The 20,339-nt window shown below is 66.0% G+C and carries 17 protein-coding genes; 2 read left to right on the forward strand and 15 right to left on the reverse strand.

The annotated features are described in order from the left end of the window. Positions 1–4: 4 nt before the first annotated feature. The 5 genes from LR961_RS15760 to LR961_RS15780 all read right to left on the reverse strand — a co-directional run bounded on the left by LR961_RS15760 (position 5) and on the right by LR961_RS15780 (position 5,606). Positions 5–2,179, reverse strand: coding sequence for a carboxy terminal-processing peptidase (locus LR961_RS15760; protein WP_232150887.1), 2,175 nt, complete (start codon positions 2,177–2,179; stop codon positions 5–7). 221 nt (positions 2,180–2,400) lie between these two features. After that, a complete protein-coding gene (gene lipA / locus LR961_RS15765; RefSeq protein ID WP_232150888.1) occupies positions 2,401–3,411 on the reverse strand; it encodes a lipoyl synthase in 1,011 nt (336 codons plus the stop codon). Positions 3,412–3,427: 16 nt separating this feature from the next. Continuing rightward, entirely contained in the window at positions 3,428–4,132 is a 705-nt protein-coding gene (gene lipB / locus LR961_RS15770) for a lipoyl(octanoyl) transferase LipB (RefSeq protein ID WP_232150889.1), read from the reverse strand. Next, positions 4,120–4,398: a DUF493 family protein gene (locus tag LR961_RS15775; protein WP_232150890.1), complete on the reverse strand. Its 279-nt coding sequence runs from the start codon at positions 4,396–4,398 to the stop codon at positions 4,120–4,122. The genes lipB and LR961_RS15775 overlap by 13 nt, the downstream gene beginning before the upstream one ends. A 230-nt stretch (positions 4,399–4,628) precedes the next feature. Beyond that, on the reverse strand, positions 4,629–5,606 hold the full coding sequence (locus tag LR961_RS15780; RefSeq protein ID WP_232150891.1) for a CsgG/HfaB family protein: 978 nt from the start codon (positions 5,604–5,606) through the stop codon (positions 4,629–4,631). Between the two features lie 417 nt (positions 5,607–6,023). On the opposite strand from LR961_RS15780, the gene LR961_RS15785 reads away from it, so the two are divergent. Beyond that, entirely contained in the window at positions 6,024–7,079 is a 1,056-nt protein-coding gene (locus tag LR961_RS15785) for a lipid A deacylase LpxR family protein (protein ID WP_232150892.1), read from the forward strand. 450 nt (positions 7,080–7,529) lie between these two features. On the opposite strand, the gene LR961_RS15790 is transcribed toward LR961_RS15785, so the two are convergent. The 8 genes from LR961_RS15790 to LR961_RS15825 form a co-directional block, all read right to left on the reverse strand. Then, positions 7,530–8,744, reverse strand: a complete 1,215-nt coding sequence (locus tag LR961_RS15790; protein WP_232150893.1) for a D-alanyl-D-alanine carboxypeptidase family protein — start codon at positions 8,742–8,744, stop codon at positions 7,530–7,532. Positions 8,745–8,836: 92 nt separating this feature from the next. Continuing rightward, positions 8,837–10,081, reverse strand: a complete 1,245-nt coding sequence (locus tag LR961_RS15795) for a septal ring lytic transglycosylase RlpA family protein (protein ID WP_232150894.1) — start codon at positions 10,079–10,081, stop codon at positions 8,837–8,839. Further along, positions 10,078–11,214, reverse strand: a complete 1,137-nt coding sequence (gene mltB, locus LR961_RS15800; RefSeq protein ID WP_232150895.1) for a lytic murein transglycosylase B — start codon at positions 11,212–11,214, stop codon at positions 10,078–10,080. Before mltB ends, LR961_RS15795 begins: the two co-directional genes overlap by 4 nt. Before the next feature lie 360 nt (positions 11,215–11,574). Continuing rightward, complete coding sequence (gene rodA / locus LR961_RS15805) at positions 11,575–12,681, reverse strand: rod shape-determining protein RodA (protein WP_232150896.1); 1,107 nt, start codon at positions 12,679–12,681, stop codon at positions 11,575–11,577. Beyond that, positions 12,678–14,777: a penicillin-binding protein 2 gene (gene mrdA / locus LR961_RS15810; RefSeq protein WP_232150897.1), complete on the reverse strand. Its 2,100-nt coding sequence runs from the start codon at positions 14,775–14,777 to the stop codon at positions 12,678–12,680. The genes rodA and mrdA overlap by 4 nt, the downstream gene beginning before the upstream one ends. Positions 14,778–14,779: 2 nt before the next feature. After that, the gene (mreD, locus tag LR961_RS15815; RefSeq protein ID WP_232150898.1) at positions 14,780–15,265 is read right to left on the reverse strand and encodes a rod shape-determining protein MreD; all 486 of its coding nucleotides are present in this window, start codon (positions 15,263–15,265) and stop codon (positions 14,780–14,782) included. After that, the gene (gene mreC, locus LR961_RS15820) at positions 15,262–16,377 is read right to left on the reverse strand and encodes a rod shape-determining protein MreC (protein ID WP_232150899.1); all 1,116 of its coding nucleotides are present in this window, start codon (positions 16,375–16,377) and stop codon (positions 15,262–15,264) included. Before mreC ends, mreD begins: the two co-directional genes overlap by 4 nt. A gap of 126 nt (positions 16,378–16,503) precedes the next feature. After that, positions 16,504–17,550, reverse strand: coding sequence for a rod shape-determining protein (locus tag LR961_RS15825; RefSeq protein WP_017355500.1), 1,047 nt, complete (start codon positions 17,548–17,550; stop codon positions 16,504–16,506). A gap of 275 nt (positions 17,551–17,825) precedes the next feature. Between LR961_RS15825 and LR961_RS15830 the strand changes: the two genes are divergently transcribed. After that, a complete protein-coding gene (locus LR961_RS15830) occupies positions 17,826–18,758 on the forward strand; it encodes a carbohydrate kinase family protein (protein WP_232150900.1) in 933 nt (310 codons plus the stop codon). A 174-nt stretch (positions 18,759–18,932) separates the two neighbouring features. On the opposite strand, the gene LR961_RS15835 is transcribed toward LR961_RS15830, so the two are convergent. Further along, entirely contained in the window at positions 18,933–19,571 is a 639-nt protein-coding gene (locus LR961_RS15835; RefSeq protein ID WP_232150901.1) for an HAD family hydrolase, read from the reverse strand. A 5-nt stretch (positions 19,572–19,576) separates the two neighbouring features. Further along, complete coding sequence (locus LR961_RS15840) at positions 19,577–20,311, reverse strand: hypothetical protein (RefSeq protein ID WP_232150902.1); 735 nt, start codon at positions 20,309–20,311, stop codon at positions 19,577–19,579. Positions 20,312–20,339: the final 28 nt, after the last annotated feature.

Genomic DNA, 20,339 nt, shown 5'->3' on the forward strand with positions numbered 1-20,339 from the left:
CGGTTCAGTCGGCCCAGCGCCCCGGACCGGTGGACTGCGGCAGCACCTGCGCCGACAGCGGGCGGTCCTTCTCCAGCAGGTTCAAGGCATCGGCCAGGATCGAGGCCGACTCCTTCAACAGCGGGTCCGGGCGCTTCTCGGCGGCCTTCTCGCGGGCGGCATCCTTGACGATGTCACGCTCGTTGCCGGTCAGGCCGTCGTCGCTGCTGTCCTCGGCCAGCGGGTCCAGCGGCAGGCCCAGTTCCTTGCGGATGGCCTGGCGCTGCTTGCGCTGCGCTTCCTGCTTGTCACGCTCGGCACGGCGCTCGGCTTCATTGAGTGAAACGTACTTCTTGGCCGCCTCGGTGCGGAACTGGTTGACGTCTTCTTCCCACCACTGGAACTCACGCTCGCTCTGGATACGGGCCGCATGGCGTGTTTCCAGGCGCGGCAGGATCGGCGCGAAGTTGCCGTACTGGGTGTGCGGCACCGCGGCGATGCGGGTCCACGGCAATGCGTTGTCGTAGGTGCTTTCGCCGAACTCGCTGGCATCCACGCTGGCCGGGAAGGCCAGGTCCGGCACCACGCCCTTGTGCTGGGTGCTGGAGCCGCTGACGCGGAAGAACTGGGCGATGGTCAGCTTCACCTGGCCGAAGCGCTCCTTCTCGCTGGCCGGCCAACGGTCCAGCGGCACCACGTTCTGCACGGTGCCCTTGCCGAAGGTGGTTTCACCGATCACCAGGCCACGGCCGTAATCCTGGATGGCACCGGCAAAGATTTCCGACGCCGAGGCCGAACCACGGTTGATCAGCACCGCCAGCGGGCCGTCCCAGGCCACGGCCGGATTGCGGTCATTGTTGACGGTGACGCGGCCACCGGATTCGCGCACCTGCACCACCGGGCCCTGCTCGATGAACAGGCCGGTCAGTTCGATGGCCTCGTCCAGCGAGCCACCACCGTTGTTGCGCAGGTCCAGCACCACGCCGTCGACCTTGTCGGCCTTGAAACCGGCCAGCAGCCGGGCCACGTCGCGGGTAGCGGAGGCGTAGTCGCTGGCGTTGCGGCGACGGCCTTCGAAATCCTGGTAGAAGGTCGGCAGCTTGACGATGCCGATGCGACGTTGCGCTTCACCGGTCGCGCCCGGGATGGTCATCGTCTCGCCCTTGGCGGCCTGTTCGGACAGGCGGATCTTCTGCCGGGTGAGTGTGAGCATGCGGTGCTTGCCGTCCACGCCTTCGGCCGCCGGGATGTACTCCAGCCGCACCTGGGTGTCCTTGGCGCCACGGATCTTGGCCACCACATCGTCAATGCGCCAGCCGATCACGTCCTCGACCGGGCCGGAACGGCCCTGGCCGACACCGACAATGCGGTCACCCACGTTGAGCGTGCCGTCCATCGCCACCGGGCCACCGGGAATCACTTCGCGGATCACCACCACATCGTCCTGGCGTTGCAGCTGCGCACCGATGCCTTCCAGCGACAGCGACATGGCCTGGTTGAAGTTCTCGGCCGTACGCGGGGTGAAGTAGTCCGTGTGCGGGTCCACCGCGCTGGTGTAGGCGTTCATGTAGAACGAGAACACGTCTTCGTTCTTCAGCTCGCTGATGGTCTTGCCCAGCGTGGTGTAACGCTTGTCCAGGGTCTTGCGGATGTCGGCGGCAGACTTGCCGGCCAGCTTCAGCCGCAACCAGTCGTTCTTGACCGACTTGCGCCACAGTTCGTCCAGCTCGCTGCTGGTGGCCCAGGGCACGTCCTTGCGGTCGTATTCAAAGCGCTCGTCGAGAGTGAAATCCGGCTCCTGCCGGAGCAGGCGGCGGGCAAAGGCCACGCGCTCACCGACCCGCTGGCGGTACACCGAGAACACCTGGAACGCCGGCTCAAGCTCACCGGAACGCACCGCATTGCCGGTCTGCGCGGCCAGCGGCGCGAAGCCGTCCACGTCAGCCTTGGTGAAGAACTGCTTGCCGGCGTCCAGCGACTCCAGGTAACGCTTGAACACGTCCTGCGAGGTGGCCGCATCCAGCGGACGCGGGCGGTAGGCATAGCGGCTGTCCGAGAGCAGGCCATAAACCAGCCGTGAGGTCGTGGTCTGGTCCAGCGTCGCGGCGGCCGTGGACGGTACGGTATCGGCACGGGCCAGCAGTGCGGCCGGTACGGTCAGCGCAAATGCCAGCAGGAAGGCGGGAACTCGGTAGTTCATCAAAATACTCGTGGCGCCGGACAAGAGGGGGAGACTGCGGACAGGTAGGACAGCCTGACAGTGCCGAAAGTTTCGGCACTTGTCATCCTGTTACCGTCCTGCCCATCGGCAGACTAGTCGCTGCGTTGTAGCGAAATGTGAACTGTCCCGGCATGAGCGTGCAGGACGAGCCGTTTTCATGCGCAGGCTTCTGCTCCTGCGCATGAATGACAGGCGATCAGTCAGACGGCGACGCCGGCACCGGCCGCCTGCTGGTCGGCGTGGTAGGACGAACGCACCATCGGGCCTGACGCAACATGGGTGAAACCCAGTTCGTAGCCGTAGTCCTCGAACGCCTTGTATTCCTCAGGCGTCCAGTAGCGCAGCACCGGGTGGTGGTGCGCGGTGGGCTGCAGGTACTGGCCGATGGTGACCATCTCTACGTCATGCGCGCGCAGGTCACGCAGGGTGGCCTGCACCTGCTCGAAGGTCTCGCCCAGGCCGAGCATGATGCCGGACTTGGTCGGCACGTTCGGGTGCTGTGCTTTGAAGTTCTTGAGCAGGGTCAACGACCACTGGTAATCCGCGCCCGGACGCACGTTGCGGTACAGGTCCGGCACGGTTTCGATGTTGTGGTTGAACACATCCGGCGGGTTCAGCGCCAGGATCTCCAGCGCGCGCTCCATGCGGCCCTTGCCACGGAAGTCCGGGGTCAGCACCTCGATGCGGGTACCCGGCGATTTCTCGCGGATGGCGCTGATGCAATCGACGAAGTGCTGGGCCCCGCCGTCACGCAGGTCGTCGCGGTCCACGCTGGTCACCACCACGTACTTCAGGCCCATGTCGGCCACGGTCTGGCCGAGGCTGGCCGGCTCGTTGGCATCGGGCGGCTTGGGCCGGCCGTGGGCCACGTCGCAGAACGAGCAGCGGCGGGTGCAGACCTCGCCCAGGATCATGAAGGTGGCGGTGCCATGGCCGAAGCATTCGTGGATGTTCGGGCAGCTGGCTTCCTCGCACACGGTCACCAGGCGGTTCTCGCGCAGCTTGGCCTTGAGGTTGGCCACCGCATTGCCCGAAGGAATGCGCACGCGGATCCACGAAGGCTTGCGCAGCACCGGCGCGTCGGCGAACTGCACCGGCGAGCGGCCGATCTTGTCGCCACCAATCTGCTTGACACCGGCCTGCAACGGCGCGGACGGGACGTCGCCCTGCACGATCTGCAGGGGAATGGAACGGGTGGTGGATTCAGTCATGGCGTTATCGACGGCCTCAGAGCCGCGTAGTCAGATCGGGCAGTTCGGGCGTCGGCTGCAACGCCAGACCGAACTGCTGGGCCAGATGGGACAGCAGCACCGGTTTGACCGCTTCGATGCCTGAAGGACCGCCCAAGTCTAGCACCGAGGTCACCTGCATCCCGGCGTAGCCGCAGGGGTTGATGCGGTGGAACGGCTCCAGGTCCAGCGAGACATTGAAGGCCAGCCCGTGGAAGCTGCAACCGCGCCGCACGCGGATGCCGAGCGCGGCGATCTTGGCCCCACCGACATATACGCCGGGCGCGCCATCGAGCCGTTCGGCGCCGATGTTCCACTCGTCCAGCGTGTCGATGATGGCCTGCTCGATGCGGCACACGTAGTCGCGCACACCAATGCCCAGGCGGCGCAGGTCCAGCAGCGGGTAGACCACGATCTGGCCGGGGCCGTGATAGGTCACCTGGCCGCCGCGGTCCACATGCAGCACCGGGATGTCACCGGGAGCGAGCACGTGCTCGTCCTTGCCGGCCTGGCCAAGGGTGAACACCGGATCGTGCTCGACCATCCAGAGTTCATCGGCAGTGGCGTCGTCACGGCTGTCGGTGAAGCGCTGCATCGCATGCCATACCGGCTCATATCCCTGCCGGCCCAGATCGCGCAGCAGTGCTGGACGCGTCGTGCCGGTAGATGGAGCCGGTGTGGCGCAGGCGGTTACAGCGTCCACTTCACTTCCGGGTGATCGCGCAGGGCGGCATGCGCTGCGTCGTACTGCTCGCGGTTCTCGGCCTTGAAGGCGATGCGCACGGACACGTACTTGCCATTGGACGAATGCTTCCAGCTGATGCGCTCGCTGATCACATCCACGCCAGCGCTGGTCAGCAGCTTCGGCAGCTCGCTCTCCAGACCGATGTTGGCCACGCCCATGGCGCTCAACTCGAAGGTCCCGGGGAACTGGAAGCCGTGTTCAGGGTTGTCGGACTTGATTTCCATGCCGGCCATTATCGGGGCGCGGCCGGACAAACCCAAGGCTGGCGGCGGCCTGCGGCCTTCCCGCAGACGCGACGGGCCGCTTTCGCGGCCCGTCAGGCAGAAACAGGATTCAGACCGTTCACCGGCCCCGGATGACCAAAGCAGGCCGATGCCCGACGTTTGCCACCTGTTCGACGCATCCAGCCGCGTCCGGGGCCAGGCCCCGGCGCGGCCGAATCTTGAACGAACTCTTACTTGGACAGCTGCAGCAGGGTGGACGACACCCAGCCGCGGTTGCCCAGTTCATCCTCCACTTCCCACATCACGCCTTCCTTGGTGCCGGTCGGGTACAGCATCATGCCCGGGTCCAGGGTGCGGACCGGCGCGCCGGTGCCGCGGGCGTTGGCCAGCAGGCGGCCGGCGCGGGTCACGGTGACGGCCTGCTGCGCGTTGGAAGCCGAGGCGTTGTCCGTCATGCCGCCCAGCTGGGCAACGATGTCGGTGTAAGCCTGCAGATAGGCCATGGTGATCACCTGGCCGATTTCGGTGTTGGCATAGCCGCCAACGCCCGCTGCACCCAGGCCGCTGCCGCCGAACAGGCCGCCGCCGGCACCGAAGCTCATGTCGCTCTTGCGGGCCGAGCCTTCGGAAATGGCCACCTGCTCGGACGAACGCACGTCGGTCACGGTCAGCACCACGTCCGCGGTCTTGCTGGTGAAGTTCAGGCCACCGGCAATGGCGCCGGCACGACCACCGATCAGGCCGCCCAGCAGGCCGCCCAGGGCATTGCCGCCAGCGTTGGCGTTCTGCGAGATCAGGTCGGGAATCATCACGTAGTCGGCCGCCCTGATCTGGCCCTTGCCGACGTTGGAGCGACCACGCAGGTCGCCGCTGGCAGCCAGCTCACGCTCGAACTGACCGGCCGCCATGCCGGCGCCGCGATCCACCAGGGTGAAGCAGCGCGAACGGCTGACGAATGCCTTGATCAGGCGCGACGGTGCCGGCAGCTGCTGGCCGGTCCACCAATGCGTGGAGTCTTCCGGCTCGATCACCGAGAGCGTACCGATCGGACGCTCGCACGTCGGGATCTGTGCTGCGGCGGTCTTGCGCTGTTCCTGCGCCTGGGTACCACGGTTCTTGAACGCTGCCTCAGCCGGCTGGCTGACTACCGCCGCAGCAAAACCCACAGTCAAAGCCGCTGCGACGAGCGGCGAAAATACATTACGCATCACTTTGCTATCCCCATTACCTGCACCTTTCGAGGTGCGTTCCATTGGCTTAGAGACCTTGCGGCAAGATCCTGGTCCTTCGTAGTACCGATCAGGCGAGCGCGGGCCGGTCCGCCCGGATGCTACCGCACGAAATAGGGGCAATGCATTACCGCTGGTACGAAAACCCTTGGGAGCGCCCTGTCAATATGACATCCGGCACACCGCCTTGAGCATTGATCGCTCCCACGGCAAGGACTGTCCCGGAGTCCAAACCAATCCCCGAATGCCCCTGATTCGACCGCCAGAGCGCGCACGCCAGCGCCCTCGTTGTCACCGTCCATCGTCACAACAATGTGTCTGTCCGGTGACGCTGCGCCTGCCCCATGGCAGTCGCTAAGCTGCCTGCCAATTGTGGGTGTGGTGTGGAGTGGAAGGATGAAGAGCGGCAACGTGTTTCCATTGGCAATGCTGCTCGCAGGCAGCGTGCTGAGCGTGCCGGCACTGGCAGCGGATCAATGCACGCAGAGCGCACTGCGCGATCATCCACCGGCCATCAACTTCCGTGTCGACAACGATCTGTTTGGCGGCGCCCAGCAGGACCAGGGGTACAGCAACGGCGCGATGTTCACCCTGGTTTCGCCAAACCTGCAGGACTACACCGACGACCCCTGCCTGCCACGCCTGGCGCGCTGGATGAACCGCCACCTGGAGCGCCTGCATCCAGGGGAGTTCGAGCAGCAGAACATGATCTTCAGCTTCGGCCAGGCGCTGTACACCCCGACCGACAACACGCGCACGGACCTGATCGAAAACGACCGCCCGTATGCCGGCGTGCTGATGGTCAACTTCGGCTACAACGCGCGCAGCGGCAACCAGTTGCGCACCACCCAGCTGGCACTGGGCATGATCGGTCCATCCGCGCAGGGCAAGCAGGTGCAGGACGCCGTACACAGCGTGCTTGGCGACGAAGAGTTCATGGGCTGGGACAACCAGTTGCATGACGAACCGGTATTCAAGCTGCTGCACGAGCGCATGCAGCGCTGGCCCAGCGAGGCCAACACCGATGGCTGGGGCTGGGACGCGATCAGCCATTGGGGTGGCGCCATCGGCAACCTGGCCACTTACGCCAATGCCGGCGGCGAGGTGCGTTTCGGCTGGAAGCTGCCGGACGATTTCGGCAGCTCGCCGATGCGCCCGGCCGGCGAGAACACCGCGCCAACGCGCCATGGCCGCGCGACAGGCTGGTCGAGCCACCTGTTCCTCACCAGCGATGCACGCTGGGTTGTGCGCGACATCACCCTGGACGGCAACACCTTCCGCAACAGCCACCGCGTGGACAAGCGCTCGTTCGTCGGTGACATCGGCTACGGCGTGGCGGTGATGCGCGGCAAGTGGAAGTTCGCGCTGGCCCGTTATCACCGCACGCGGGAATTCGAGGGACAAAAGGAAACGCCGGTGTTTGGCAGCTTCACGGTCAGCCGCACGCTTTGATTGTGGTGGCGGTGGCTGCGGCGCTGGCTGTTGCTGTTGTCTTTGACGTTGCCTTTGACGTTGACGTTGACGTTGCCCCCTCTCCCGCCTGCGGGAGAGGGCTGGGGTGAGGGGGCTCTGGCTTTGAGCTTCGACGCATAACACGCGCAACGGCGCGAACCGAAGAAGTACTCCGCAAGTTCAAAGCCAAGCAACTGCAAGAGCTGCCCTACCCCTCTCCCGCAGGCGGCAGAGGGGATACAGACAAGTGCAACAGCAACAACAAGCGAAACCAGCTCCAGCGCCAACGCCAAAAGAAAACCAAGGGCAAAGTCAAAAAGCGGAACCGGAACAACAGCAACTCCCACCGCCTACCCGCCCAAACAAAAGCGGCGTTGCCGCACCCCATCAACCCAACCAGCGGTCAACGAAGCGCGGCAACGCCGCCTGGCCCTCAGGGCTGTGGAGCCCTTACTCGGACTTCCACCACATCATGAAGGCATCCCACAGACGCTTGAAGAAACCACCCTCTTCAACGGCCTGCACCGCAACCAGCGGTGCCTGTGCAATCACCTTGCCATCGAGCGTCACCTTGACCGTGCCAATCGCCTGGCCCGCCGCAATCGGCGCCACCAGCTGCTTGGGCACATCCATGCTCGGCTTGAGGTCGTTGTAGCGGCCACGCGGCACGCTCACCAGCATCGGTTCGGCAACACCCAGTTGCACCTGGTCAGCAGCGCCCTTCCACACCTTCTGCGCCGTCACGGTCTTGCCCGGCTCGTACAGGCGGTGGGTTTCGAAGAAACGGAAACCCCAGTTCAACAGCGCCAGGCTGTCGTCGGCACGCTGCTTCTCCGAGGCGCCCCCCATCAGCACCGCCACCAGGCGCTGGTCACCGCGCTGGGCCGAGCTCAGCAGGCAGTAACCGGCGGCCGACGTGTGGCCGGTCTTGATGCCGTCCACGCTCTGGTCGCGCCACAACAGCAGGTTGCGGTTGGGCTGGGTGATCTTGCCTACGGTGAATTCCTTGATCTTGTTGTAGGCGTAGGTTTCCGGGTAATCACGCACGAACGCGCGGCCCAGCAGCGCCAGGTCATAGGCGCTGGACTGGTGGCCTTCGGCATTGAGGCCGTGGGCGTTGACGAAGTGCGAATCCTTCATCCCGATCTTGGCCGCGTAGCTGTTCATCAGCGCGGCAAAGGCTTCCTGGCTGCCGGCGGCATGCTCGGCCAGCGCGATCGCGGCGTCGTTGCCGGACTGGATCGCCATGCCCTTTTCCATGTCGACCAGACGCGCGGTCTGGTTGACCGGGAAGCCGCTGTAGCTGCCATCGGTGCCTGCGCCGCCCTCACGCCAGGCGCGCTCGCTCATCATCACCTGGTCGTCCGGCTTGATCTTGCCGGTCTTCATCTCGGCAGCGAGCACGTAGGACGTCATCACCTTGGTGATGCTGGCCGGCGGCAGCGGTGCGTGGATGTTCTCGCCCGCCAGCACCTGGCCGGTGGCGTAATCCATCAGCACCCATGCGCTGGCGGTGGTCGGGGCTGGTGCCGGCGGCGTCGCCACCTGGGCCGGTGCCATTGCGGCAGCCGGTGCGGGGACCGGCGTGGGAGTCGGTGTCTGGGCGGAGGCCAGGCCAATGGCGAGCGTCGTGGCCATGGCGGCAGCGGCAAAACGGAATTTCATCGGAAAGCGGTTCCTGATGGACGAGGAAGGAAAAATTGGGCAGTCATTGTAGGACTCCGGCGCCGGTCCGGCGGGGAGCCGCATGACCACGTTCAGTCGCGGACGATCTGTGGGCTGCCGAAGCCAAGACCGGCAATACGCCCGGCAAGTTCCGCAGCCGATGTCTGGTCATTGGCTGGCACACGCAGCCGCCACAGGGTGCGGCCACCGCTCACGATGTCACTGAGTGTGGCCCCGACAATGCCGGCCGAAGACAGCTGGCCCAAGGCACGCGCGGCGTTGTCCTGGCTGGAGAAACTGGCCACCTGCAACAGGATCGAACCCAGCGCGCGCGCGGCCGGATCGGATTTGGCGGGTGCGGCGGTAGCCACCGTGCGGGCCGGTGCGATGCTGGTTGTCGCCTGCGGCGCGCGCACCACGGCGGCCGGTGACGGCGCCAATGCCTGCACCTGCACCGGTTCGGCGTTGCTGGTGGCAGCGCTGGTCGTGGCCGCGCGCGCCGAAGTCGTTGCAGCTGCCACGGGGGCGGCCGGCAACTTCTCCATCAGCTGGTCCATGCGACTGGGTGCAACCGGAGCAGGGGCCGCAGCCGCAGCCGCTGCGGCAGCGCCAGCACGCTCGCGCCGGGCACGACGGCTCTCGCCGCCGGCCTGCCCGTCACTGCCAGGTGTCAGCGCGCGCACTTCCACCCGGCCGGTACCGCGCTGGGTGATGCCCAGGCGCACGGCCGCGGCGTAGCTGAGGTCGATCACCCGGCCATCGTGGAACGGGCCACGGTCGTTCACGCGCACGATCACCGATTCACCGTTGTCCAGGTTGGTGACACGGGCGAAGCTGGGCAGCGGCATGGTCTTGTGTGCGGCGCTGAAGGCGTACATGTCGTACACCTCGCGGTTGGAGGTCAGGCGGCCGTGGAACTTCTGCCCGTAGTAGGACGCGGTGCCCTGCTCCACGTAGCCATCGACCCGGTCCATCACCCGGTACTGCTTGCCCAGCACCGAATACGGCGAACGGTTGCCGACCGCCGAAGGGGTTTCGGCGGTCACCAGCGGCTCGGGAATGCAGTCCACATTGGGCACGTAGGTTGGCGTGGTGTCCTTCACGCCCGGCCGGTACAGGCCACCGGCGGTGTAGTTGCCACGCGTGGACAGGTCTTCCTGCGCCTTGGCATAGGGCGAGCCTTCCGGGCAGCCGCCGCGTGCCGGGCCGTGGCCCTGCACGACGGCACCGGGTCGGGCCGTGGAGCCACCGGCGGCGGCGCCACTCTTCTTGGGGGCGCTGCTGCAGGCGGCCAGCCCGAGCACGATCAACGCAGGGACCAGCCACTTGATGTTCATGCCGGGGGAAGCTCCTTGCCGGCGATGGCCTGGGACAGCTGGAACACGGCCATCGCGTACATCTTGGAGATGTTGTAACGGGTGATCGCGTAGTAGTTCTGGAAGCCCAGCCAGTACTGCTTGCCGTCACTGCCTTCCAGCGTGATCGGCGTGGCGGTGGCCCCCACCGCACGCACCGGCGTCACCGGCTGGTAGCCACGGGCGGCCAGGTCGGCCAGGGAGTGGTTCGGGGTCCAGTCGGTCGGGTTGAATTCCTCGCGCCCGGCCGCCAGTGTGGCCGGCACCGCGACGGTGCCGCCGCGCACCCAACCGCCCTTCTTCACGAAGTAATTGGCAATGGACGAAAACACGTCGTCGTAGCTGTTGAACAGATCACGGCGGCCATCGCCATTGCCGTCCACGGCGAAATCCAGATAGCTGGACGGCATGAACTGGCCCATGCCCATCGCGCCGGCATAGCTGCCCTTGAGCGTGTTGATGTCCAGCTGCTCCAGCTTGGCCAGCTCGAACAGCTTGGCCAGCTCGTCGCGGAAGAACAGCTCGCGGCGTACTTCGCGCTCCAGCTTGGCCGGGTCACCCGTACGCGGGTACTTGAATGCCAGCGTGTACAGCGCATCGATCACGCGGTGGTTGCCGGCGTTTTTGCCGTAGCTGGTTTCCACGCCGATGATGGCCACGATCACTTCGGCCGGCACGCCGGTGCGTTCCTGCACGCGCAGCAGTTCATCGCGGTGTTCGGCGAAGAACTGCTTGCCGCCGTCAATGCGCGCCTGGGTGATGAACATCGGCCGGTATTCGTTCCACGGCTTGACCCGTTCGGCCGGGCGCGACATCGCCGCGATGATCGGCTCGCGGATCTGTGCCTGTGCCAACGTGGCTTCGATGTAAGCCGGATCGATGCCGTACCTGGCGGCCGTATCGCGCACGAAATTGGCGCGGGCGGTTTCAAACGGAACCGGGGTGAGGTCGACCGGAGGCAAGGCCTGCTTGCTTTCCGGTGCCGCCTCGGCGGGCCCGGAAACCGGCTTGACCGGCGTGCCTGCGTTGGCAGGCGATGGTGCGGGAGCTTGCGGCTGGGTCGCGCAGGCGACCAGGCCGAAGGTGAGACAGCAAATCAGAGCGCGTCGAATCATCGGCTGAGACTAGCAGGTCAAAGATGAATTTCCATCAATAAGACCATGAATCGCAAGAGGATTGAAGCGCAGAAATCTGTGCGCATGAGGGCCGGAAAGATGAATGCGCCTGGCGCAAGGCCATCAATTCGCGACCATAACCCACGCCACAAAAAAGGAACGCCGGCCATCCCCCCATCCCACGGAGATGACCGGCGTTCGGATTGAGCACCGGCGACAGGCCGAGCGCGCGTCTTCCCCACGCACGCCCCCATCCGGATGCCAATCTGGCTGTCACAGCGCAATGCGGCCAGCGACGGGCGCAATTGTGAAGACTTTGTAAAACTTAGTGTTTGATCTGGATCAAACCTTTAACGTCAGCTATCTGCCGTGCACCGGCCGATGCGCACGCACCGCCATCACCAGGCCAAAGCCAGCCAGCAACGACACCGCCGACGTACCGCCGTAGCTGATCAGCGGCATCGGTACGCCCACCACTGGCAGCAGGCCGGAAATCATGCCGCCGTTGACCAGGATGTAGACGAAGAACGCCAGGCCGGTGGCCCCGGCCAACAGGCGCGAATAGCCGTCGCGCGATTCCACCGCGATCCACAGGCAGCGGCCGATCACGAACAGGTACAACGCCAGCACCACGGCCACACCGATCCAGCCGAACTCCTCGCTGAGCACGGAGAAGGCGAAGTCGGTGGTCTGTTCGGGAATGAAGTTCAGGTGTGACTGCGAGCCCAGGCCCCAGCCCTTGCCGGTGAGCCCACCCGAGCCGATCGCGATCTTGGACTGGATGATGTTCCAGCCCGCACCCAGCGCATCGCTCTCCGGGTCCAGGAACATCATGATCCGGTCCTTCTGGTACGGCATCAGCAACCAGAACCAGGCCACCGGCGCGGCGGCGGCCACGCCGGCAACGCCCACGCCCACCCACCACCACGGCAGGCCGGCCAGCAACAGCACGAAGGCGCCACTGGCCGCGATCAACACGGCGGTACCGAAGTCCGGCTGCAACATCACCAGCCCGGTCGGCACGCCGATGATCAGTGCTGCCACCAGCACCACCGGCAGGCGCGGCGGCAACGGCATGCGGTTGAGGTACCAGGCCACCATCATCGGCAGGCTCACCTTGAGCAGTTCGGCCGGCTGCAGGTAGAACAGGCCCAGGTTCAACCACTGCCGCCCGTACTTGCCGGTGCCCAGCACGAACACCGCCAGCAGCGGCAGCATCGAAATCGTGTAGACCAGCGGCGTCCACGCGCGGATGCGCAGGATCGAGGCGCGACTGATCGCCCACATCGCCACCAGGCCCACTGCGAAGCGCGCGCCCTGGGCCATCACCAGGCCGGTGCCGCCGGCGCTGTCCAGCACCGCCAGGCCGATCACCATCAAGGCGCCGAGCGCAAGCAGCAGCGGCCAGTCCAGGCCGCGGGTCAGGCGCTGGCCCATCTCCAGCGCCCAGCGCAGGAAATCCTTCATCGTTGCGCCTCCACGGCAGCAGGCGGCGCCGGGCGCGTTGCCGGCTGTTGCACCGGCAATGCGGCTTCCGGAGGCGGTGCGCCGGGTTGCGGCGCTGGCGTCGCCGGGGCGCCCACCATCACCGGCAGGTCGCCCAGCAGCAACGCGGCCTGTTCACCGCGCGCGCGCCAGGTCGGGTCTTCGGTATCAAACGGAGTCACGCCCACCGCCACGGTGCCGCGCTCGGCATCCAGCGGTTGCAGCCCCTCGGGCATCACCCCCAGCAACCACGCGTCGAACACCTTGCGCGCGATCGGCGCCGCCGCCGAACCACCGTAACCACCGCCTTCAACCGCGATGGCGATGGCAATGACCGGTTCTTCGGCCGGGGCGAAACCGACAAACAACGCGCGGTGGCGCAGATGCATCGGCAGGCTCTTCGGGTTCACCGCTGCCGTGCCCTTGCGGCTGATCACCTGCGCGGTGCCGGTCTTGCCGGCCATGTGATACGGGGCGCCGGAGGCCACCCGCCAGCCGCTGCCACCGGGCTGCATGGTGGCCATCATGCCTTCCTGCACCGCGCGCAGATTGCCCGGATTGGGACTGATCGGCCGGCTCGCAGGCTGCGCGGTGGCAGCCCAGTCGTGGTCGAAACCGGCGCGCTGTTCGACGACCAGATGCGGCCGCCGCAACTGCCCGGTGGCCAGGCCGCCCACGCCGCGCACCAGTTGCAGCGGCGTCACTTTCCACAGGCCCTGGCCGATGCTGGCGTTGACCGTATCGCCCGGATACCAGCGCTCCCTGCGCTCCCCGGTGGCCTTGAGCTTGGCTGCCGGCGACGGCAGGATGCCGCTGATCTCGCCGGCCAGGTCGATTCCGGTGGGCTCACCAAAACCGTAGCGCCCGCCCATGTATTCGTCGTACCGCTCGATGCCCATGTCGATGCCGAGCTGGTAGTAGTACGTGTTCACCGACTGCGAGATGGATTTGCGCAGATCGGTCCAGCCATGGCCGCCACGGTTGGCGTCGCCCCAGCCACGGCTGACGCCGGGCAGGTAGAACATGCCGCGCGAGAGGGTCTTGTCCTCCGGGCGGCGCAGGCCGCTATCCAGGCCGGCCAGGCCCAGGAACGGCTTGACCGTCGAGCCCGGCGCCACGCCACCCAGCACCAGACGATTGAACTGCGGACGCGAGGGGTTGTCCTTGAGCCGGTTGAAGTCGGCATGCGAGATGCCGTTTACGAACAGGTTGGGGTCGTACGACGGCAGGCTGACCATGGCCAGCACTTCACCGGTGCGCGGGTCGATCGCCACCGCCGAACCTTCCTGCTCGCCGAAAGCAGCCACCATCGCCCGTTGCAGGTCGGCATCGATGGACAGGCGCAGGTCGGTGCCCGATTGCGCCGGCACCCGGCCGATGGTGCGGATCGCCCGCCCCTGCACGTTGGTCTCGACCTGCTCGTAGCCGATCTTGCCGCGCAGCTGCGTTTCGTAGAAACGCTCCAGCCCGGACTTGCCGATATGGGTCAGCGCGGCATTGCCCTCGCCCAGCTCTTCCAGATCCTTGTCATCGACGCGGCCGACGTAACCGATGATGTGCGCGAACAGATCGCCGTACGGGTAACGCCGGGTCAGGTACGGCTCCAGCTCCACGCCCGGATAGCGCCAGCGGTCCACCGCGAAACGCGCCATCTCGTCATCGCTGACGCGCAGCTTCAAGGTCACCGGCATGAAGCTGCGGCGCGCCTTGCGCGACTGCCGGAAACGCTCGATGTCCTCTTCGCTCAGCGAGAACAGCACCTGCAGGCCGCGCAACGTGGCCTCCATGTCCTGCACCTTGTCCGGAGTGACGTCCAGGCGGAACGCCGGTACGTTCTCGGCCAGCAGGCGGCCATTGCGGTCGTAGATCAGGCCGCGCCCCGGCACCACCGGCCGCGCCTTGATGCGATTGGCCTCCGAGCGGGTGGCGTAGATGTCGTGGTCCAGCACCTGCAGCTTGAAGTACCAGCCGCCCAGGAAACCCAGCGTCAGCAACACGCCAAGGAAGCCCAGTGCCGCGCGGCGCCGGAACTGCTCGGCCTCGGCGTGCGGGTTCTTGGTCTGGCGGCGGTTGTACATCGTCAGCGACCGCGCTTGCCCAGCCGCACTGAATCCAGCATCACGTACAGCGGCAGCCACAGCGCCATGCCCAGCAGCGGCGCCCACCAGTAGCTCCACGGCAGCATCGGCTCACCGGCCAGCAGGTGGATGGCCGCATCGATGATGCGGTCATTGAACAGCAGCCCGCCGATCGCCAGCGCCTGCTGGGACAGCGGGAAGAAACGGATGCGCGCACGGAAGCGCTGCAGAATGAAGGTCAGCACCACCAGCCGCAGTGCCTGCTCGCCGAGAATGCCGCCGAACATCACATCAGCGAACAGGCCGATGCAGAAAGCGAAGCCCAGCCCGACCCGATCCGGGGTTTCGATCACCCAGTACGCCAGCACCAGCGCCAGCCAGTACGGGCGCAGCGGTTGCAGCAGCTGCGGCAAGGGCAGCAGCGTGAACAGCAGCGCCAGGACCAGGCTGGCTGGCAGGACCCAGCCCTTGTTGCGTAGACGGCTCATGGCTGCACCTGCGATGCGGTCGGTGCCGGAGCGGGCTCTGGCGGAGGCGGTGCCGGTGCGGACGAAGCCGCAGCGGTGGTCGCCGCCGGGACCGTGGCGGCCGGTGCGGGTGCCGTCGTCGCGTTCTGCCCGACGCTGCCACCATTGGCTGGAGCGGACGCGGCAGGACGCGTCGCTGCGGGCACCGCGACGGCAGTGCTGCCGACAGCAGTTGGTGCCACGGCAGCTTCGGCCAACGGCGGCTCCACCCCGGTGGTCACCGGCAACTGCGGCACGCTGGGCACCGAGCGCAACAGCAGGACGTTGCGACCGCGGTCCAGCTTGGCCGCCGGTTCCAGTTCACCGACCAGGAAGGCATGCGTGTCGTCGGGGTGCAGCTTCAGGATCTTGCCAACTGGAAAACCCGCCGGGAAACGCCCACCCAACCCGGACGTGACGATCTCATCGCCCACTTCCACGCCGGCGCTGAGCGGAATGTCGCGCAGCTCCAGGCGGTCGCCACGGCCGTAGGCGATCAACCGCACGCCGTTGCGGGCCACGTTCACCGGCACGGCATGGTCAGGGTCGGTCAGCAGCAGCACCGTTGAATGCCCCGGCGTCACTGCGATCACCTGGCCCATCAGGCCACCGGCATCGATCACCGCCTGGCCGATATGGACGCCGTCACGGCTGCCCGAATCCAGCACCAGGCGCTGTTTGACCGGGTCCAGGTCGATATCCAGGATCGGCGCCAGCTGCACGTCCAGCCCGCTGCGCTCGGCCACGTTGAGCATTTCGCGCAACTGCGCGTTGTCCAGCACTGCGGTCTGCAAGCGGGTCAGGCGGGCATTGGCGACCAGCAGCTGATTGCGCAGCTCGCGGTTTTCAGCCACCAGCTGGCCGTGGCTGGCGGCGTTGTCCTTGACCGAAGCACCCAGGCGGCCGGGCAAACCGGCCAGCGCCCAGACCGGCTGCATCACCACGCTGGCCTGCGCGCGCAGGCGCGAGAGCCAGTTGCCCTGGTTGTCGAGCACGATCAGGGTGATGGCCAACGCCAGATACGCCAACAGGCGCAGCGGGCTGCTGGCATCACCCTGGCGGGAGGCTACGGGAGGACCGGCGTAAGGCGGCACGGTTGGCTTCGACTGGAAAATTTCAGGGAGGGAATGCAACGACGCCCCAGCGATGCGATGCCCGGGGCGCGTGCGACCGGAACATCACGCCGCAGGGGCATGCGCGCGATACACGACCGGGACAGCTTATTCCGGTGCAAAGAACTCGTTGCCGTGCATGTCCACCAGCTCCAGCGCACGACCGCCACCGCGGGCCACGCAGGTCAGCGGGTCATCGGCCACCTGCACGTGCAGGCCGGTTTCCTCGGAGATCAAACGGTCCAGATCGCGAAGCAAGGCGCCACCACCGGTCAGCACGATGCCGCGCTCGGCGACATCGGCACACAGTTCCGGCGGGGTCTGCTCCAGCGCCAGCTTGACCGCCGAGACGATGCCCGACAGCGGCTCGTGCAGGGCTTCGAGCACTTCGTTGGAGCTGATCTTGATCATCTTCGGCACGCCCTCGGCGAGGTTGCGGCCGGAGATTTCCATCTCGATCACTTCCGCCTGCGGGTAGGCGCAGCCCAGCTCGACCTTGATGCGCTCGGCGGTGGCTTCACCGATCAGCATGCCGTGGTTGCGGCGCACGTAGTTGGTGATCGACTCGTCGAAACGGTCACCGCCGATGCGTACCGAAGCCGAATAGACGATGCCGTTGAGCGAGATCACCGCCACTTCGGTGGTGCCGCCGCCGATGTCGATGACCATCGAACCGCGCGCCTCGGTCACCGGCATGCCGGCACCGATCGCAGCGGCCATCGGCTCTTCGATCAGGAACACATCACGCGCACCGGCCTCCTCGGCCGATTCCTTGATGGCGCGGCGCTCGACCTGGGTCGAACCGGCCGGCACGCAGACCAGCACGCGCGGGCTCGGACGCAGGAAGCGCGACTTGTGCACCTTCTTGATGAAGTGCTTGAGCATCGCCTCGGTGTAGGTGAAGTCGGCGATGACGCCGTCCTTCATCGGGCGGATGGTGGTGATGTGGCCCGGGGTACGGCCGAGCATCTGCTTGGCTTCGGCGCCAACGGCTGCCACCGAGCGGGTACCACCGATGGCACGGTCCTGGCGCACCGCCACGACCGACGGCTCGTTCAGCACAATGCCCTGGCCGCGTACATAGATAAGGGTGTTGGCCGTGCCCAGGTCAATGGACAGGTCATTGGAGAACATGCCACGCAGCTTCTTGAACATCTGGGAAGTGATCCTGACGGGTGTCGTGCCCACGCCGGATTGGCGAAAAAATGGGCAGAAATTGAGGGCAGGTAGCCTATCAACCCCCTTGGGCCCGAGCAAGGAAAATCCTAGAAAAATCCGGGCTTCAGGCGCTCCACGCCGGTATTGGTACATCTTCGGTTGTGGCCGTCCGGCGCGGCAGCCGGTAACCTTATGCGCTTTGGCGCCAACCGCGCCGATCCGCCTGCGCCCGCAAGGCGGCGACTCCCCTTTTCCGCATAGGCCTGTACGCGATGTCCGCTTTGATCTGTGGTTCCCTTGCTTTCGACACCATCATGGTGTTCCCGGACCAGTTCAAGAACCACATCCTGCCGGACAAAGTCCACATCCTGAACGTGTCGTTCCTGGTACCGCGCATGCGCCGCGAGTTCGGCGGCTGCGCCGGCAACATCGCCTACAACCTGAAGCTGCTGGGCGGTGAGCCGGTGCCGATGGCGACCGTGGGCCAGGACTTCGGCCCGTACCGCGAGCACTTTGCCGAACAGCAGATCGACATGTCGCAGATCCGCGTGATCGATGAGCTGTTCACCCCGCAGGCGTTCATCACCACCGACCACGACAACAACCAGATCACCGCCTTCCATCCGGGCGCGATGATGCGTTCCTACGAAAACCACGTGAAGGACGTGCCGGGTGTCACCTTCGGCATCGTCAGCCCGGACGGCCGCGAAGGCATGATCCAGAACGCGGCCGAGTTCCTGGAATGCGGCATCCCCTTCATCTTCGACCCGGGCCAGGCCATGCCGCTGTTCAACGGCCCGGAGCTGCGCCAGTTCATCGAGCAGGCCGACTACGTGGTAGTCAACGACTACGAGTCCAACCTTCTGCAGCAGCGCACCGGCTGGGAGGAAAAGGACATCGTGCAGCGGGTCAAGGCCTACATCACCACCCAGGGCCCGCGCGGCGCGATCATCCACACTCCGGAAAAGACCTTCGACATTCCGCCGGCGCATGAGCGCCGCGTGGTCGACCCGACCGGCTGCGGCGACGCGTTCCGCGCCGGCCTGATCTACGGCATCGAGAAGGGCTACGACTGGCTGACCGTGGGCCGCATGGGCAACCTGATGGGCGCACTGAAGGTCGAGCATCCGGGCACCCAGAACCAGCGCTTCGACTTTGCCGAGTTCAACGACCAGTTCAAGCAGCAGTTCGGTTACGCGCTCTGATCCCACCCAGCGCGGCGAGTACGAAAAACGGCGCCTTGGCGCCGTTTTTTTGTGCCTCTTTTTTGCAGGAGCGGCTTCAGCCGCGAAACCACTGCTACCACCGTGATCGGAGTGAGCGCAATTGCAGACATACGGCGGCCGGAAGCCTCATCAGCTTCGCGGCTAAAGCCGCTCCTACACAGTCGCTTTGTTCTGCCAACACTCCAGCAACTGCGCGCAATCACGCGCTCGCCATTGCGCCATATCCGGCCACGGATCACCGTGCTGGTTGATCAGAACGCCGGGAACGCCCGCCGCCCTGGCGGTGGCCAGATCGTAGTAATGATCACCGACCATGCGCATCGCAGCCGGCGTCACCTGCCAGCGCTCCACGAAGAACTGCAGGCCGGCTGGCGACGGCTTGGGCTCCACTTCCCAGCGGCCAATGATCTCCTCGGCCGCAAAGCAGTCATCCAGGCCGATCGCCGACAGCGTCACCTGCGCCAGTTCGCGCGCGTTGCGGGTAAGAATGCCCAGGTGGCAGCCGCCCGCGTGCAGCGCGCGCACCAGCGCCACCGCGCCGGGTGCCGGCGTGGACGCCTCGGCAAGCGCGCGCTCATGCTGCATCAACCAGGCATGGCTTTCCGCCGCACGCTGCGCGGGCAATCCGGCCAGGTGATGCAGGATGTCCGCTTCGGGCGGGATATCCAGTTCACGCCGGATCAGGTCGAAATCATGCACCGGCTCCGTCAGCGTGCCGTCCATGTCGAATACCCAATGCCGGCTGTCGGCAACCGCCAGCAACGACCCGGCCTGAAGTGCTGCTGCTGACATCGCGCTCAATCCCAGTTCGGCATCTGGCTGCCGTCCAGGCCACCGACTTCGAACACGGCCTTGCGGCTGCCGCCGGCCTTCACCGGGAACTCGATCTCGATCACCTTGGCCTTGCGTGCCTGGCGCCACAGTCCACGGTTGTCGTCGATGAACATGGCGATGGCTTCGTCGGTGTCCGGGCGGTGCGCGGCCATCGTGCGCGGCGCGGCGCCGTCCACGCTGACCTTGACCTGGCAGTTGCGATAGCAGGCCTTGGCGAAGTCGCTGACCTGCAGCACCAGGTAGGCATGTCGCTTCCATTCCGGGTGATCGCGGAACACCAGGTTCACCGGCTTGGCGCCGCTGCCGTCCACGTCGACACGGTCCTTGCTGTAGATCGCCGCCGAGCGCTGGGTGCCGCCCTTGGCTGGCACCTGGTTGTAGTTCCATAGCGCCTGCATGCGCCGCAGTTCGCGGGCGGCATCGGCCTTTTCCTTCACTTCGGCGAAGCCCGGCTCGATGCGCTTGGCGGTTTCCGAATCCGGAAACTGATCCATCAACGCAGCGCCATGGATCTTCGCCTTCTCCCAGTCGGCGCCGTTCAACGCCGCGTCGTACAGCTTGCCGATGCCCTCGGCGTCGGCTTCGCGCTTGGCCCGTTCCTGCGCCGCAGCGGCCTGCTGTTGCTGGCGCTCGGCTTCCGGGTCACTGCAACCGGCCACGGCAAGGGCGCACAGGACGCCAAGGATCAAGGGTTTCATCGAACAGCTCCTGGAATGGGGCGCGAAT

Origin of the sequence: Stenotrophomonas sp. SY1, from assembly GCF_021202945.1 — a bacterium.
Classification (GTDB): domain Bacteria; phylum Pseudomonadota; class Gammaproteobacteria; order Xanthomonadales; family Xanthomonadaceae; genus Stenotrophomonas.

Coding starts and splice junctions, on each gene's coding strand:
- LR961_RS15785 (WP_232150892.1), top strand. CDS start 6,024: ATGAAGAGCGGCAACGTGTTTCCATTGGCAATGCTGCTCGCAGGCAGC.
- mrdA (WP_232150897.1), bottom strand. CDS start 14,777: ATGTACAACCGCCGCCAGACCAAGAACCCGCACGCCGAGGCCGAGCAG.
- lipA (WP_232150888.1), bottom strand. CDS start 3,411: ATGACTGAATCCACCACCCGTTCCATTCCCCTGCAGATCGTGCAGGGC.
- LR961_RS15835 (WP_232150901.1), bottom strand. CDS start 19,571: ATGTCAGCAGCAGCACTTCAGGCCGGGTCGTTGCTGGCGGTTGCCGAC.
- mltB (WP_232150895.1), bottom strand. CDS start 11,214: ATGATTCGACGCGCTCTGATTTGCTGTCTCACCTTCGGCCTGGTCGCC.
- LR961_RS15830 (WP_232150900.1), top strand. CDS start 17,826: ATGTCCGCTTTGATCTGTGGTTCCCTTGCTTTCGACACCATCATGGTG.
- LR961_RS15780 (WP_232150891.1), bottom strand. CDS start 5,606: ATGCGTAATGTATTTTCGCCGCTCGTCGCAGCGGCTTTGACTGTGGGT.
- LR961_RS15795 (WP_232150894.1), bottom strand. CDS start 10,081: ATGAACATCAAGTGGCTGGTCCCTGCGTTGATCGTGCTCGGGCTGGCC.
- LR961_RS15840 (WP_232150902.1), bottom strand. CDS start 20,311: ATGAAACCCTTGATCCTTGGCGTCCTGTGCGCCCTTGCCGTGGCCGGT.
- LR961_RS15825 (WP_017355500.1), bottom strand. CDS start 17,550: ATGTTCAAGAAGCTGCGTGGCATGTTCTCCAATGACCTGTCCATTGAC.
- rodA (WP_232150896.1), bottom strand. CDS start 12,681: ATGAAGGATTTCCTGCGCTGGGCGCTGGAGATGGGCCAGCGCCTGACC.
- LR961_RS15775 (WP_232150890.1), bottom strand. CDS start 4,398: ATGGAAATCAAGTCCGACAACCCTGAACACGGCTTCCAGTTCCCCGGG.
- mreD (WP_232150898.1), bottom strand. CDS start 15,265: ATGAGCCGTCTACGCAACAAGGGCTGGGTCCTGCCAGCCAGCCTGGTC.
- LR961_RS15790 (WP_232150893.1), bottom strand. CDS start 8,744: ATGAAATTCCGTTTTGCCGCTGCCGCCATGGCCACGACGCTCGCCATT.
- LR961_RS15760 (WP_232150887.1), bottom strand. CDS start 2,179: ATGAACTACCGAGTTCCCGCCTTCCTGCTGGCATTTGCGCTGACCGTA.